We start from the raw sequence: 15,426 nt of genomic DNA, 5'->3' as shown, positions 1-15,426 counted from the left end.
CTCTATATCAACACTTGCTCCACATCGTGATATGGCTTGTAATAGGATCTCTAATATTGGTGTACTATTCTTTGCAGCAGCCCAATATAAAGAAGTCCATCCAAATACATCCACTGTCTCAATATTTTCGCCAATATTCTCATCGTTTTCTATTATACAATCCACCATTGCTTTATCGACATTTGCAACAGCAAGATGTAAAGGAGTAAGTTTAAGCGTCCCATTCCTCTTAACATCTGCTCCATTCTTCATTAAGTACTTTACTACTTCTTTATGGCCATGAACGGCAGCCTCATATAAAGCAGTCAATCTCGCTAGATCCTCTGCATTAACATCTGCCTTATTTTTTACTAAGATTTTTGTTATTTCTATATCGCCATTTGCAGCTGGCTGATATAAAGTAGTCCGTTGAGATGAATCCATACTATTAACATTTGCTCCATTTTTTATTAGCTCTGATACCATTTTTACATTGCTATTTTCAGCAGCCCAATGTAAAATATTCCATTGAAAAAATGGCCCTTTTGCGTTAATATTGATTCCTTTTGCTTTACACAGAGCATTGAATACATTCATCAAGTTAAAATCCATAGCTAAACACAATAATGAGTATTGATCATACCCACTATGTATGTCGTAATTTAATGTAAACCAATAATTTACATTAAATCTAGCTTTCTTCCACTCGTGATACACATCTTTACTTGCTTTCTTTAGCTTCTCTATTGCCTCTAGTATCTTTTGTGTATCTAACATCACTGGCATTTTCTCTGATATTTTTCGCACATTCAGTACATCTTCTGTCGTCACTGCTTTTGATTTTTCTGATGTCTCTTGTACACCTAACTTTTTTAGTACTCTCTTTAATATCTTTTGTGCATCTGATACTCCTTGCTCTTTTAGTATTTTTTCTGATTTCTCTAATGTCTGTGGTATATGTTGCACTTTTAGTCTCTTTTTTAATAGCTCTGGTGTCTCTTGCACTATTGGAATCTCGTTTGATATTTCTAATTTATGCGATACCCCTTCTAACATTCTTAATACTTCTTTTCTCTCCAGTATCCTTGCTTTATTTAGTAGCTCTTTTATTTTTTCAATTACATTATCTTTGCTTAAATCTGCCTTCTGATCAACTATACCTAGTATTATTTCCCATTGCTCATATGACATTACCATAGCTTTACCTCATACTATAGAATATTATTCTTAACTCTATACATTATGATGTAATGGTCAATACATTTTTTCTATAAGTGCAACATTAGAGACTAAAGACCTGTGAAAACCAAGCTTGCTTAAAACCACTTAATTGGGTACAATTATAAGTTTTAAGGCAGCAAAATGACAGCTTTTATTCCTTTGGTTATTTTTTTAATCTTGTACCTTGGAAGTGGTATCTACTTTTCCTTTATCGGAATTGATAATCCGCTTCGCCAAGTTTCACCAGTAATTTGCCTACTACCTGCATTATTTTTTGCTGTTGCGCGCAATACAAGTAAAATTCAGCATAACATCGATACTGTTATTGAGGGTATGGGTGATAAAAATACCCTTACTATGTGTTTAATTTTTCTATTTTCTGGAGCATTTTCTGTGGTGACTCAATCAATTGGTAGTGCAGATACTGTTGCTGATTTAATTCTCAATTTCCTTCCAGCAAGATTACTACTGCCTGGAGTATTTTTGGCTTCCGCTTTTATATCAACTGCAATTGGTACGTCTATGGGAGTTGTTGTATTAATGGTACCAATAGCTGTTAACTTAGCAAAAAGTGGGGCTTTTGGTCTTGAAATAGGAACTGCAACTGTAGTTGGAGGTGCCGTATTTGGTGATAATCTTTCAATGATATCTGATACTACTATTGCATCTGTTTCTTCACAGGGGGCCACGATAAAGGATAAACTTAAAGTGAATTCTAAAGTAGCATTTGTTGCCAGCATTATAACGCTTGTCTATCTGGCAATTATGGCAGATAGTACAAAAATTATTCCTACATCAAATTTAGATTATTTATCAGTAATAAAGATTATTCCTTATATTTCTTTAATAATCATGGGGTTATTTGAAGTTACTACTTTAGTAACAATAACTATAAATATAATTGTTGCTAGTGTATTAGGGATGACTTTTTTTGACTATACTATCATTCAACTCTCTCATGACATATATGACGGTTTCAAAAAAGTAAACGAGATAGTGATATTTGCTCTATTTATTGGCGGATTGAGTCATATAATGTAAAAGCAGGGTCAAAAGGCATTACACAAACTTATCGATGAAAGCAATATCACAAAAACTAAAGCTGAATTTGTAATAGCGGGCATAGCATCTATGTTTACTGTTTTAGTTGCTAATAATACCATTGCTATTTTATTAAGTGGAGATATTGCAAAAAGGCTTGCACAAAAGCACAATATTCCGCCATACCGTAGTGCATACTTATTAGATATTTTTGCTTGTGTTACAAAAGGCATTTTGCCTTATGGTTCGCAGCTGCTGCTAGCAGGTAGCATTGCTTCTGTCTCACCTATTTCTTTGTTAACACAAGTGTATTACTGCTTTATTTTAGCAGCAGTTACAGTAGGTAAAATAATCATCAATGGTAGACGTTGCGCAACTACAACTTAATGTACGAAGATTTCTCTTCATATTACATTTTTGTGCCCATAAGAAACGGGTTGCCATTTTCATCAGCTACTTGGATAATAGATATATTCACAAAATTGTTCCATTTTTCTCAATAGGTTTTGGTTTTCTTTTCCCCTTATTAGCAGAGCATAAAACTTAGCTTTTTAATAAATCTCATTTTAACTCCAATACACTAACTATGAAATAATCTATGTTGCCATCAAAAACGGAATTTATATTGCCAACTTCATGTCCAGTCCTTAAATCCTTTACCATTTGATACGGATGCATAACATACGATCTGATCTGACTGCCCCAACCTATATCGCATTTCTTGCCATATTCTTCGGCCATTTTCTGTTCTTTTTTTTCCAATTCAATTTGATATAAACGTCCTTTAAGTAGTTTAAGTGCTTCATCTTTATTTTTATGTTGAGAACGACCATTTTGGCATTGAGCTACAACGCCTGTTGGAATATGCGTAATACGTACCGCGCTTTCAGTCTTATTTACATGCTGACCACCTGCTCCAGAAGCACGGTAAGTGTCGATCTTTAAATCCTTTTCATCCACAACAATATCTATTGAATCTTCAATCACTGGAGTTACTCCTACACTTGCAAAACTGGTATGACGTTTACTATTTGCATCAAATGGTGATATTCTAACCAATCTATGAACTCCACTTTCGCTTTTTGCCCACCCGTAAGCTTTTTCTCCGATGATCTTTATTGTTGTAGATTTTATACCAACTGCATCACCATCTAATTTTTCTACAACTTCAACTTTAAAATTGTGATAAATTTCTGCCCATCTTGTATACATGCGCATGAGCATCTCAGTCCAATCATTGCTCTCTGTTCCACCAGCTCCTGAGTGGATTTCTAAAAAGCAGTTATTGTTATCTGCTTCACCAGTAAATAAGGATTCTGTCTCTTTAAGTTTGATTAATTTCTCTAGCTTTACTAACTCGCCTTTAACTTCAGAAAAAAATTCTTCATCATTCTCATCAATAGCAGATTTCATCAAGCTGATAGCATCGTTGTAATCGCTTTCTAGCTTTGAAAACGACTCTATTTCATGCTTAATTTTAGAGCGTTCTTTTAAAATTTCTTGTGCCTTTTGATTGTCTTGCCACAGACTATCATTTGACGCTTGGGAATCCAGCTCTTCAAGACGCAACTTTAATTTTTCTATGTCAAAGACACCTCCTGATAAGAGAAATACTTTTATTTAAGCCTTGAAAGTATTCGAAAATTTCTGAATAAGTTTTCATTATACTTTAGATTTTAATATATTTACTATTACTAACAATAACAGCAAACAAAATAGAAATTTAACCATATAATAGTTAATTCAAAATAATTTTATTATACTTGAATGTTCAATAAAATCAAGTGTGTATATTTATTAAAAAAATAAGGTAAAGTAATGAATATTAAAACAAGTTCTCATTATGGTTTAGACAAAAAGGCTATTGATGATTTAATAGAGTCTCTCGATAATCAAGAATTAGAAAGTGTTCGTAATATTGTCAAAACGATAGATAGCGTTCAGTTAGCTTATTTTTTATCTACTTCGATCAGTGATCACAGGGAGAAATTAGTTAATATCCTCGATCAACATTTGTTAAGTGATGCCTTAGTACATGTAGTACCAGATTTACAAGTAGAAATCATAGAAATATTGGGAATAGAAAATACAGCAAAGTTACTAATGCTTCTTGATATAGAAGACATAGTAGCCATAGTGAAAGATTTAGATAGAAAGTCTATAGAAAACATACTTAACTATTTACCCAATGCAACTCAAAAATTAGTAGAGGAATTGTTATCATACCCAGAAGAAAGTGCAGGAAGGTTGATACATAAAAATATGGTTATAGCTCCGTATTATTGGACGATAAATCAGCTAATGGAATTCTTGCGCAATTATAAAAAAATACCAGAAACATTTTACCAAATCTTCATCATTAACTCGAAATTAGAACCTATAGGTAGTTTCAACTTAAATAAGGTAATATCTCACTCAGGAGAAACAATAATAAAAGAGATAATGAGTCAAGATATAAAAATAATTAAAACTGGAATGGACCAAGAAGAAGTAGCAAGAATATTTAAAGATTACTCTCTATTATCAGCCCCAGTAGTAAATAAGAATGGTAAAATTATCGGTGTAATCCTTATTGAAGATGTAATCAAAATTGTTCAGCAAGAAGCAGAAGAGGATGTACTTAAAATAAGCGGTGTATCTTCTAAATCTGATATAAATGCTCCTATACATAAAACTATAATTAAAAGGCTACCTTGGTTATTATTTAACCTCTTAGCTGCAACAATATGTTCTATAGTAGTTGGCTTTTTCGATAACGTAATAGAAAGTTTTATAGTACTACCAATAATTATGCCAATAATTGCATCAATGAGCGGAAATGCAGGATCCCAAACAGTAACACTAACTATCCGGGCAATCGCAACAAAATATCTAACTGAGCAAAATGCAAAAAGAATACTGATGAAAGAATTTTTAATAGGTATGATAAACGGGATAATTTTATCTACCATTTCACTCGTAGTATTAGTAATTAGATTTCACAATTTCAAAGTGGAGATGATTTTTGTGGTCTCCATGATTATGATGTCAATTATTGCAACATTTATTGGCACTTTCATTCCTATAATGCTCCATCGCTTAAGATCCGATCCTGCTGTTTCCTCTTCAATCTTAACATCAGCAACAACTGATATTCTCTCAGCTCTTATATTTTTTGGTCTAGCCACGATCTTTTTGTTAAATAGCTGAATCTTGCTATATAAGAAATTGCTTTACAAGCTTTACCTGCCACGTTATCGTTACTCATAGGTGCATTGAAGAAGAAAATAACAGTCGATAAAGAAATAAAAGTACATGAAACTGGGCTGCTTTAGTTTTAAAAATACAAACTAAAATAAGATGCTAAAAAGATCTAGCAAAGCAAGAATTTTTTAGCTATAGTACAATTTAATATAATGAACATACGGAGTGTTGAGTTAGATGCACTGTATTATGTACATTATTCAAAAAGCAATTCTGACTTTTTTAAGTAAATATCTAATCTAGTAAGAAATCAAAAGAAAGGCACACTGTTACTTAGGGTTAACGTGAGGTTTCTACAGTAAATTTGTAGAGCAGTTTAGTACAGCTGTATAAGAGTCAAATGAATTAGATATTAAAACCAATCTTCAGAAAAGAGATTAGCGGTAAAATAATCTAAATATTAACATTAAAATATAGGAGGCTTTATGTTAGGTAAAGAAAATGTAAAGGAACAAGTAACAGATAATCAAATGGATTATGTAGCTAATGAATAAGCAACAGTTGATTACGAAGATAGATTATCTGAGGATATTAGCAATGGTACATGGCATAGCGCTTTGGATGATGCTGCAAGTGATGAAGTAATGAAAAAGGCAACTTTTTGGGAGTGTTAAATAAACTGTGTCAAGCCGCATTTTTAGTTCAACTCAATTTTCAGTCTGTTGGGAAAGAAAATGTCAAGCTGAGACATAGTTAATGCCCAATTAGGCAAAGCTGTAGTCCACTTTTGCTCTACCTTTTTTATAGCACAATATACCTTTTGTACAAGGCATTTGTATTAGTAAATGAGCCCTTAGTTTTAGTAAATTTCCTAATTTGTCTATGCAATCCCTCAATTGGATTGGTGGTGTAAATCAGCTTCCTAACTGGTCCAGAATACTTAAAATAACCAGACAAATTTTCCCAATTGTTTTGCCATGATTTTGTAACCAAGGGATATTTTTCACTCCATTTTTCTTCCAGCTCAAGCAAATAATTCTCAGCAATCTCTTTACTTGAAGCACGATATATTTTTTTCAAATCATTTATGAAAACTTTTACATCTTTGCTAGATACATACTTCAGTGAATTCCTTATCTGATGCACTATGCATAGCTGTACTTCTGCTTTAGGAAATACACTATTTATAGCGGTAGGAAAGCTTTTTAGCCCATCAATACAGGCAATTAGAATATCTTCTACTCCTCTTTCTTTGAGGTCATTTAGTACTCCCAACCAGAAGTTAGCTCCTTCACTTTCAGCCAAATAAAAACCTAATACTTCTTTTCTGCCATTTTGATTTATGCCCAATATATTATACATACATTTACTTATGCAATGTCCGTCCTCCTTGACCTTAAAAAACATGCCATCCATAAATACTATTGGATACACTGATTGCAGTGGGCGGCTGCGCCATTCATTGATTACTGGTAGCAGTTTATCGGTAATACTAGATATCTCTGCTGCTGATATTTTGTGGTCATATATTTCCTCAACATGTGAAGCTATATCTCTGTATCCCATGCCACTGGCATATGTGCTTAAGACCTTTGCTTCAAGTTCTGGATGTAGGCTTGTTTGCCTTTTTTTGACTATTTGTGGTTCAAAGCTTCCCTCCCTATCTCTTGGTGTTATACCAATTCCCGCTATACAAGCAACGAATAGACAATAATGGAAAAAAAGCCATACTGGAGTAAGTAAAATAGCGAGGTTTAGATGGCATTAAGATCAAAATTATTGGATGAAAAAGTGGTGGAATCAGCAAAAGAGATGCTGAAGAAAGTAAGAAATAATGCGTATGTTGCAAAAAAACTAAATGCTGTAATTGCAGCAAAAAAGCACAGTATAACAGCTGTAGCAAAAATATGTTGCATTTCGAGAAAGGCAATTACTACATGGATAAAGCACATAAAATTTGGAAGAGAAGAAAAATTATTTTCTCCACCTCAACGCCGTAGAAAAACTATATTGAACCAAAGTCAACTTGAACAAATTGAGGTGTGGATAGAGGAAAACCCCAATATTACTATTAGAGAAATGAGAATAAGAATCCAAGAAAGATTTGGTTTGAATATCAGCAAATCCACAATACATCGTAATATGCAAAGAATGAAATTCTCATATATCACACCAAGACCAGTTCATAGTGGACAGGATAAAAATAAGCAAGAGGAGTTTAAAAAAAAACCTCAATGAAACTATTGTCATGCATTCTGAAAAAGAGCTATTTTTCTTCGATGAATCACGGTTTGGTACACATTCAAAAGTTGGACATGGGTGGTTTAAAAAAGGCAGTAGGACACAGGTTAAGGTAAAATTAGGTAGGGAAAATTTTTATCTCTATAGTGCAGTTAATCCCAGAAATGGAGAGAATTTTAGCTTATTTGCACCAAACGTCAACACTGCTTGTATAAATATATTCCTTGAACAGATGTCGCAATATTTAGGAATACGAAAGGCTTTTCTCGTGATGGATTGCGCTAGTTGGCATAAGTCAAAAAGTTTAAAGATACCTAAAAATATCGAAATTATATACCTACCACCATACTCACCTGACCTCAATCCTGTTGAGAGGTTTTGGTTATATATAAAACAGAACATTTTGCGCAATAAAATCTACGATACAATTGTTCTGCTTGAGAGCGCTTTGTGTAAATTTATTACCTCTCTTTCCCCTTCCACGGTTAAACAACTCTGCAATGCTTCTTATTTGGTTCATTAATAATGAGAGTTGGTATAAGGACCTTAATTAAATATGGAGCAAATGTTAATGCACAGAATTACTCAGGGGAATGTCCTTTAAGTTATGCTGTCGAACATGGACACTGGATAGTAGTAATGACCTTACTATGCCATGATGCAAGTACTTTATTGCCTGATCAATGCGGTGAAACTGTAAGAGATTTAGCTGAACGTCAAGGCATAAGTAATCTTCTAGTGGAAGCAGAACAAAGAGCACTAGATATACTTACGCAGCTTGACTTAGAATCAAGTATACTCAGAAACAAAGCATTAATGACAGTGCAACACATAGCATCACATATATTGAGAGAAATAGAATTACATCCATCTATCAACTTTGAACGTATGATAAGAGATCAAGCTAATCAAATTGAACAATTACAGTATAACGCTAAACTTAATGAAAAAAGAGTAGCACTTATAACTGACCTCATTAAATGTTTGCAGTTAAGGACTAACACTAAAGCGTGTCCAGCTGAAATGGATGGAGTAAAAGAACAAATATTACATAGTCCTTGCAGGTGGTCATATCGCACTAAAAATGTTAATGTAGGAAGAGTAACATCTTTAGCTAACGGCATTGAGTGTATGAAGTTAGGGCCTAACACTGAAGCGTGTCCAGGCCCTAGTACTAAAATGAATGGAATAAAAGAACAAAGATATAGTCCTTACAGGCGGACATATCACACTACAAATGTTAATGTAGAAAAAGCAACACCTTTAGCTAACAACATTGAGTATACGAAGTTAGGCCCTAGTACTCACCTCTCTAAGAACCTGTACATGATCTCAAGAAAGGAATAAACTAAGAGATAATGTATATAAGTTAGGATATATGAGGAGTGTATACCCAAGTGATATAAGTCGGGAAAGATTTGAGATTATATTACCAGATCTAGAATCCTGTAGAAAAAAAACAAAACCAAGAAAACTGGATTTATATGAGTTACTTTGCGGTGTACTTTATGTGCTAAAAAGTGGCTGTCAGGGGAACGTTCAAAAAAGTGTGTCAAACCGCATTTTCAATTCAACTCAATTTTTAACCTGCCAGGAAAAAAGATATCAAGTTGAGACATAGTTAAAGCCCAGTTAGGCAAAGCAGTAATCCACTTTTGCTCTACCTTTTTTATAGCACAATATACCTGTTTGTACAAGGCATTTGTACTGGTAAATGAACCTTTAGTTTTAGTAAATTTTCTGATCTGTCTATGCAACCCCTCAATTGGATTGGTGGTGTAAATCATCTTCCTAACTGGCCCAGAATACTTAAAATAACTAGATAAATTTTCCCAATTGTTTTGCCACGATTTTGTAACTAAGGGATATTTTTCACTCCATTTTTCTTCCAGCTCAAGCAAATAATTCTCAGCGATTTCTTTACTTGAAGCACGATATATTTTTTTCAAATCATTCATGAAAACTTTTACATCTTTGCTAGATACATATTTCAGTGAATTCCTTATCTGATGCACTATACATAGCTGTACTTCTGCTTTAGGAAATACACTATTTATAGCTGTAGGAAAGCTTTTTAGTCCATCAATGCAGGCAATTAAAATATCTTCTACTCCTCTTTCTTTGAGGTCATTTAGAACTCCCAACCAGAAGTTAGCTCCCTCACTTTCAGCCAAATAAAAACCTAATACTTCTTTTCTGCCATTTTGATTTATACCCAATATATTATACATGCATTTACTTACGCAATGTCCGTCCTCCTTGACCTTAAAAAACATGCCATCCATGAACACTATTGGATACACTGATTGCAGTGGACGGCTGCGCCATTCATTGATTATTGGTAGCAATTTATCAGTAATACTGGATATCTCTGCTGCTGATATTTTATGGTCATATATTTCCTCAACGTGTGAAGCTATGTCTCTGTATCCCATGCCACTGGCGTATGTACTTAAGACCTTTGCTTCAAGTTCTGGATGTAGGCTCGTTTGCCTTTTTTTGACTATTTGCGGTTCAAAGTTTCCCTCCCTATCTCTTGGTGTTAGCAGCTCAAATGAACCTGCACTCGTGCGTAAAGTTTTTGCATTTCTCCCATTTCTTCGGTTATTTTCTTCACTTTTAGCTGACATGTGGCTTTCTATTTCACCTTCCAGACTTGCCTCTAGCAACCTTTTTATAAACGGTGTTAATGCTCCATCTCTTCCTGTCAATGGTCTTCCTTCTCGTATAGATGACAGGATATTTGTTTCTAATTCTTTATAATCTACCAACCCATTAGTTCTATTTGCTTGACTCATATCAAACCTCCATTTTTTATATCAATTTATTACTTTTTTTTCGGTTTGACACACTTTTTTGAACGTTCCCGCTGTCAGTGGCGAATGCTACCAAAAGAGTTTCCAAAATGGCGCAATTGTTACGATTACTTCAAGAGATGGAGTAAAAAACCGAATGAAGATAGAGAAAGTGTTCTAGAAATTGTCTTAAAAAAAATTAGTTGGAGAGGTTCGTTTCAACAGTGGTCGGAATACAAAAACAAGCTTCTGCATCATTGATGCTCAAAGTGTAAAAAACACCGATATTGCTGAAGAAAAAGGTTATGATGCCGGCAAGAAAATTTCAGGAATAAAGCGTCATATTGCAGTAGATACGCAAGGTTTGCCACATGCAATTTATATTACTACAGCTAATATCGGAGATCGTACTGCTGCTGTAGAGATGATTTGTAACGCAAGAAAAAATCTTTCCGAAGTTCAAAATATACTAGTTGATGCAGGTTATACAGGAGAAAATTTTGCAACTCAAATAAAAACGACTATTGGTGCAACCGTTGAAGTAATAAAACGAAGTGAATTACATACCTTTGTTGTATTGCCAAAAAGGTGGGTTGTAGAGCGTTCTTTTGCTTGGCTGGAAAAGTGTAGACGGTTATGGAAAAATTGCGAGCGTAAACTCAATACTAGACTACAAATGGTCGTTCTAGCTTTTACTGCCTTGCTCCTCAAAAGATTATGAACAGGCTCTAAGATGAAAGAAATATCATTAATATCTTCCTCGATTATAGGAAAGTATTCGGCTATTATAGAATTTCCTTTAAGTTCGTTTTAACCAATTACACTCGAATGATAGATGTAGAGGTAACAGACACTGAAAGTACATTAGGTAGGATTGTGTGCTATTAGATTTCAGTGTACGCTACTTTCATTATAAAATTTCTGTAGGTAAGATGTCAGAAGGTATCAAAACCATATTAGTAGAAGACAATAACGTTAGGCTCGATAGGTACATCAGAAGAATTTTTCCCAATTTGAAACAATCTGCAATTGAGAAGTCTTTAAGGAAAGGATTAATCAAGGTTGATAATTGCACGGCAAAATCCAGCGATAGGGTAAATTCGGGACAAACTATAACGATAAGATACCTAGATTATATAGAAAACACTAATTCTGAACGTAAATATAATGAAAAGCTAATAAATCTACTAAGAGAGAATATACTATACGAAGACGAATATATATTATCTATAAACAAACCTGCAGGAGTAATTGTTCAAGGAGGTATAAAGGTAAAAATTAGCATTAGTGATTTGCTTGATCAAATAAGAGAAGGGGAAGTATTTAAAATTGTCCATAGGCTGGATAGGGATACAAGCGGAGTAATAATATTCGCGCGCAATGCCAGCGTTGCCAGATATTTTATGGAAGAATTTAAAGGACGGAGAATAAAAAAAACTTACCTAGCATTAACTTCTGGTGTACCTAGCAAAGATAATGGAACAATAGACTACCCGTTGGTGAAAAAATATATTTCAGGACAAGAAAAAGTGGTTATTGATGAAAGCTCACCTCAAAATGCCACTACGCATTTTTCAATTATAGCAAAGCTAAAACACAATACAGCTTATTTAAAATTACAACCAATTACGGGTAGAACTCATCAGTTACGTGCACATTTAGCTCATATAAATTGTCCTATTCTTGGTGATGGTAAATATGGTGGTAAAAAAGCTTTTATTGATGGAATAGCAAATCAGATTCACCTTCATTCACATTCTTTATCTTTAAAATTACCAAATAATAAGTATATCTCTATTACTGCACCTATTTCTAAACACATCGAAAAGTCTATTGAAGTGCTATCTTTCAACTAAAACGATTTCACCAATCAATTTTTCTGTCTTTGTCTTTAATTTGAAGTACAGATATCAGGCTAATTAATGCGCACATAGTAAGATAAACACCTGCTGCAAATGTTGTTTCAGTTTTTTCTATAAGCCACATGCATATCGATGGAGAAAGGCCACCAAAAATACCTGCTGATATGTTATGAGCTAAACTGAAGCCGGTACACCTAACTTTCGTTGAAAATAACTCACAGGAGAGAGAATTATATATTCCAAAAGATGCACCTATCGGCACACTTATTAATAGGAAAGTGAGCGTTATAATATAGTGATCATCATAGGACAATAGCGAAAATGCTGGTAAGCTGATATAAGCTAATACTATTAATAAAGGAACCATCACGTTTTTCCTTCCAACTTTATCAGACAGTATTGCAAATAGCACTGCAGACGTTCCGAATGTGATTTCAACCAGAATCCTTACTACATTTTTAATATCAATACCTGAGAGAATAAGTTCTTTTACAGATATGTTGTAAAACATGATTACTGAATAAGCAATTGCGTTTTGAGCAATGCCAAGTCCAATTGCTATCACAAATGCTCTTTTATAATTCTTGATTAATTCTAAAAAGGGAGAGTTAGATAAGCTTTTATTTTGGTCATGAGTTTTATATGCTAGGCTCTCTTCCATTACGTATCTTATTAAGAAGCCTATTATGCCCATAATAAAGGAGAAATAGAAGAGCAACCTCCAGCCCCAAATTTCATAATTTTCACCTGTAAATTTTTTGCAAATAGATATCATTACAAAACATGTAATAGAACCAAGAGCACCACTGAAAGCTTTCATGCTACCTAAAAAGCCTAGATTTTTTTTATCGCTTGAATGCTCTATTAAAAAGGCTGAGTTGATACTCGTTTCCCCTCCTGTTGCCATTCCTTGTATTATTCTACAAAGCAGAAGTAATATAGGAGAAAATACTCCTATTTCTTTAAAGCCTGGTATGACCGCAATTGCGGTGGATGATATCGAAGCTAATATTACGGAAGTCAGCAAAATTTTCCTCCTACCGTACTTATCTCCAATGTAACCAAAAATAAACGCACCAAGCGGTCTAAATCCAAATCCAATTGCAAAACTGCCAAGAAATTTGATTGTGCTTAAATAATCACTTTCTGAAGGAAAAAAAACGTTGCTTATTATATGCGTTAAAACTCCAAACAGAGTTACTTCATACCATATAATCATATTGCAGATTATGCTTGATAGTATTGCTTTTTGAATATCGTTCATGACTTCCGGGTTAACACACTCCGCTATAAAAATTTTTATTCAATAACCTTCAAGGATAATTCACGTAAATGTTTATCTTCTATTTTAGAAGGAGCACCCATTAGAACATCTTCACCCTGCTGATTCATAGGAAAACAGATTACTTCACGAATATTTGGCTCATCAGCAAGCAGCATAACCATTCTATCAATTCCTGGTGCTATACCGCCGTGAGGCGGAACACCAAATCTAAATGCACGTACAAGCGCGCCAAATTTTGTATCAACTTCTTCTTTACTGTAGCCTGCAATGGCAAAAGCTTTGTACATTATACCCAGTTTGTTGTTACGAATGGCTCCGCTTGACAGTTCTATTCCATTGCAAACAAGATCATATTGATAAGCAATGATGTCCAGCGGATCTTTTTCTTCTAAATCCTTCAAGCCGCCATGTGGCATAGAGAATGGGTTATGAAAGAAATCAATTTTTTTGCTTTTATCGTCATATGCAAAATATGGAAAATCAATAATCCAACAGAACTTAAATATATCGTTATCTATAAGACCCAGTTCTGATCCCAAAAGAGTGCGCACTTTTCCTGCGATTGTTGCTGCTTCACTCTCCTTGTCAGAAGCAAAAAATACACTATCTCCAGGTTTTATATTTGTTATTTCTTTTATAGAATTTAGCCGATTGTCATCGAGAAATTTAGCAATTGGTCCTTTTACAATGCCGTCCCTATCAAATGTTATATACCCAAGACCTTTAGCGCCGAATTCTTTTTGTGCATGTTCTATTTTTTTATCAAAAAAGCTACGAGGTTCCTCTGCTGTTTTAGGAGCAGGAATCGCTCTGACTACCATACCTCGCTCAATATTGCTTTTGAAAATATTGAACTCTGAATTACGGAAAATTTCTGTTACATCGCTGATTAACAGTGGATTGCGCAGATCTGGTTTATCAGAACCGTATTTGAGCATTGCGTCTTTGTATGTAATACGTGGAAAATCTTTATCAACTGATTTGCGAGAAAATTTGGCAAACACTTTATATAAGGTAGATTCAATAACCTGAAATATATCTTCTTGAGTTACAAAAGACATTTCAAGATCTAGCTGATAAAATTCCCCAGGAGAACGATCAGCCCTTGCATCTTCATCACGGAAACATGGAGCAATTTGAAAATATTTATCAAACCCTGAAACCATGAGCAGCTGTTTAAAAATCTGCGGAGCTTGTGGTAATGCATAGAATTTACCAGGATTTAGTTTGCTTGGCACTAAGTAGTCACGTGCACCTTCAGGAGAAGAGGAGGTAAGTATTGGAGTTTGAATCTCTAAAAACCCCTGCTCTATCATGAGCCTCTTGAGCTCTGAAATGATCTGTGAACGCAGAATAATGTTATTACGAACCTTTTCACGTCTTAAATCAAGAAAACGGTATTTAAATCTCATGTTTTCTGGGTATTCTTGCTCGCCGGCGATACTTGCTAATATACTCCTTTCTTCTTTTGCTATTTCTTCATCACAGTGGAACTCAACTTCCGACTCAATGCACAAATTATTAACTATAACCTCAATTTCCCCAGTTGCTATAGAGCTATTTACCGTATCTTTAGTTCTAGCTTTGACTACTCCTGTGACAATAATCACACTTTCTGATTTTAAATTCGAAATTTCATCAAAAAAATCTTTATCATTATTGAATACCAACTGAGTAATCCCATGAAAATCCCTTAAATCAACAAAGATCAGATTACCATGATCACGTTTACGGTACAGCCAACCAGAGAGAATAACTTCCTTCTCTACATCGCTTTTTCGCAGTTCATTGCACGTATGAGTTTTATAGCAGTTCATTT

9 protein-coding genes and 4 pseudogenes are annotated in these 15,426 nt (G+C 34.2%); 7 read left to right on the top strand and 6 right to left on the bottom strand.

Annotation, left to right across the window (positions count from 1 at the left end; all coding sequences use genetic code 11):
- Positions 1-15: 15 nt before the first annotated feature.
- Positions 16-591: pseudogene (locus ABWU62_RS03130) on the bottom strand (ankyrin repeat domain-containing protein); the annotation flags it as partial.
- Between the two features lie 750 nt (positions 592-1,341).
- Between ABWU62_RS03130 and ABWU62_RS03125 the strand changes: the two are divergent.
- A pseudogene (locus tag ABWU62_RS03125) lies at positions 1,342-2,628 on the top strand (Na+/H+ antiporter NhaC family protein).
- Positions 2,629-2,802: 174 nt separating this feature from the next.
- On the opposite strand, the gene prfB reads toward ABWU62_RS03125, so the two are convergent.
- Positions 2,803-3,904 (bottom strand): peptide chain release factor 2 gene (gene prfB, locus ABWU62_RS03120; protein WP_353287497.1). Its coding sequence is split into 2 segments (ribosomal slippage): positions 2,803-3,837 and positions 3,839-3,904, totalling 1,101 coding nucleotides; the frame shifts between segments, so codons are not numbered across the junction.
- Between the two features lie 155 nt (positions 3,905-4,059).
- Here prfB and mgtE point away from each other — a divergent pair.
- Positions 4,060-5,430 (top strand): magnesium transporter, encoded by a 1,371-nt coding sequence (mgtE, locus tag ABWU62_RS03115; protein WP_353287496.1) that lies wholly within the window; start codon positions 4,060-4,062, stop codon positions 5,428-5,430.
- Positions 5,431-6,121: 691 nt separating this feature from the next.
- On the opposite strand, the pseudogene ABWU62_RS03110 reads toward mgtE, so the two are convergent.
- A pseudogene (locus ABWU62_RS03110) lies at positions 6,122-7,101 on the bottom strand (IS256 family transposase); the annotation flags it as partial.
- 81 nt (positions 7,102-7,182) lie between these two features.
- Here ABWU62_RS03110 and ABWU62_RS03105 point away from each other — a divergent pair.
- The 3 genes and pseudogenes from ABWU62_RS03105 to ABWU62_RS03095 all read left to right on the top strand — a co-directional run.
- A protein-coding gene (locus tag ABWU62_RS03105) for an IS630 family transposase (protein ID WP_353287090.1) occupies positions 7,183-8,188 on the top strand; the annotation gives its coding sequence in 2 pieces (ribosomal slippage) (positions 7,183-7,644 and positions 7,646-8,188; 1,005 coding nt in all).
- 2 nt (positions 8,189-8,190) lie between these two features.
- Positions 8,191-9,012, top strand: coding sequence for an ankyrin repeat domain-containing protein (locus ABWU62_RS03100; protein ID WP_353287495.1), 822 nt, complete (start codon positions 8,191-8,193; stop codon positions 9,010-9,012).
- A 31-nt stretch (positions 9,013-9,043) separates the two neighbouring features.
- Positions 9,044-9,196: pseudogene (locus ABWU62_RS03095) on the top strand (IS5/IS1182 family transposase); the annotation flags it as partial.
- Positions 9,197-9,230: 34 nt separating this feature from the next.
- Here ABWU62_RS03095 and ABWU62_RS03090 read toward each other — a convergent pair.
- On the bottom strand, positions 9,231-10,463 hold the full coding sequence (locus tag ABWU62_RS03090) for an IS256 family transposase (protein WP_353287494.1): 1,233 nt from the start codon (positions 10,461-10,463) through the stop codon (positions 9,231-9,233).
- Between ABWU62_RS03090 and ABWU62_RS03085 the strand changes: the two genes are divergently transcribed.
- A protein-coding gene (locus ABWU62_RS03085) for an IS5 family transposase (protein WP_410542194.1) occupies positions 10,440-11,181 on the top strand; the annotation gives its coding sequence in 2 pieces (ribosomal slippage) (positions 10,440-10,652 and positions 10,654-11,181; 741 coding nt in all). The genes ABWU62_RS03090 and ABWU62_RS03085 overlap by 24 nt on opposite strands.
- Before the next feature lie 211 nt (positions 11,182-11,392).
- Entirely contained in the window at positions 11,393-12,316 is a 924-nt protein-coding gene (locus tag ABWU62_RS03080) for an RluA family pseudouridine synthase (RefSeq protein ID WP_353288151.1), read from the top strand.
- A 7-nt stretch (positions 12,317-12,323) separates the two neighbouring features.
- On the opposite strand, the gene ABWU62_RS03075 is transcribed toward ABWU62_RS03080, so the two are convergent.
- Positions 12,324-13,586: an MFS transporter gene (locus ABWU62_RS03075; protein ID WP_353287493.1), complete on the bottom strand. Its 1,263-nt coding sequence runs from the start codon at positions 13,584-13,586 to the stop codon at positions 12,324-12,326.
- A gap of 35 nt (positions 13,587-13,621) precedes the next feature.
- Positions 13,622-15,424, bottom strand: coding sequence for an aspartate--tRNA ligase (aspS, locus tag ABWU62_RS03070; protein WP_353287492.1), 1,803 nt, complete (start codon positions 15,422-15,424; stop codon positions 13,622-13,624).
- Positions 15,425-15,426 lie beyond the last annotated feature (2 nt).

It is taken from the genome of Wolbachia endosymbiont (group B) of Gerris lacustris (genome assembly GCF_964028355.1).
Classification (GTDB): Bacteria; Pseudomonadota; Alphaproteobacteria; order Rickettsiales; family Anaplasmataceae; genus Wolbachia.
The sequence above is the reverse complement of the archived record's forward strand: the minus strand, read 5'-3'. Positions and strand labels throughout refer to the sequence as shown.

Coding starts and splice junctions, on each gene's coding strand:
- mgtE (WP_353287496.1), top strand. CDS start 4,060: ATGAATATTAAAACAAGTTCTCATTATGGTTTAGACAAAAAGGCTATT.
- ABWU62_RS03100 (WP_353287495.1), top strand. CDS start 8,191: ATGAGAGTTGGTATAAGGACCTTAATTAAATATGGAGCAAATGTTAAT.
- ABWU62_RS03090 (WP_353287494.1), bottom strand. CDS start 10,463: ATGAGTCAAGCAAATAGAACTAATGGGTTGGTAGATTATAAAGAATTA.
- ABWU62_RS03080 (WP_353288151.1), top strand. CDS start 11,393: ATGTCAGAAGGTATCAAAACCATATTAGTAGAAGACAATAACGTTAGG.
- ABWU62_RS03075 (WP_353287493.1), bottom strand. CDS start 13,586: ATGAACGATATTCAAAAAGCAATACTATCAAGCATAATCTGCAATATG.
- aspS (WP_353287492.1), bottom strand. CDS start 15,424: ATGAACTGCTATAAAACTCATACGTGCAATGAACTGCGAAAAAGCGAT.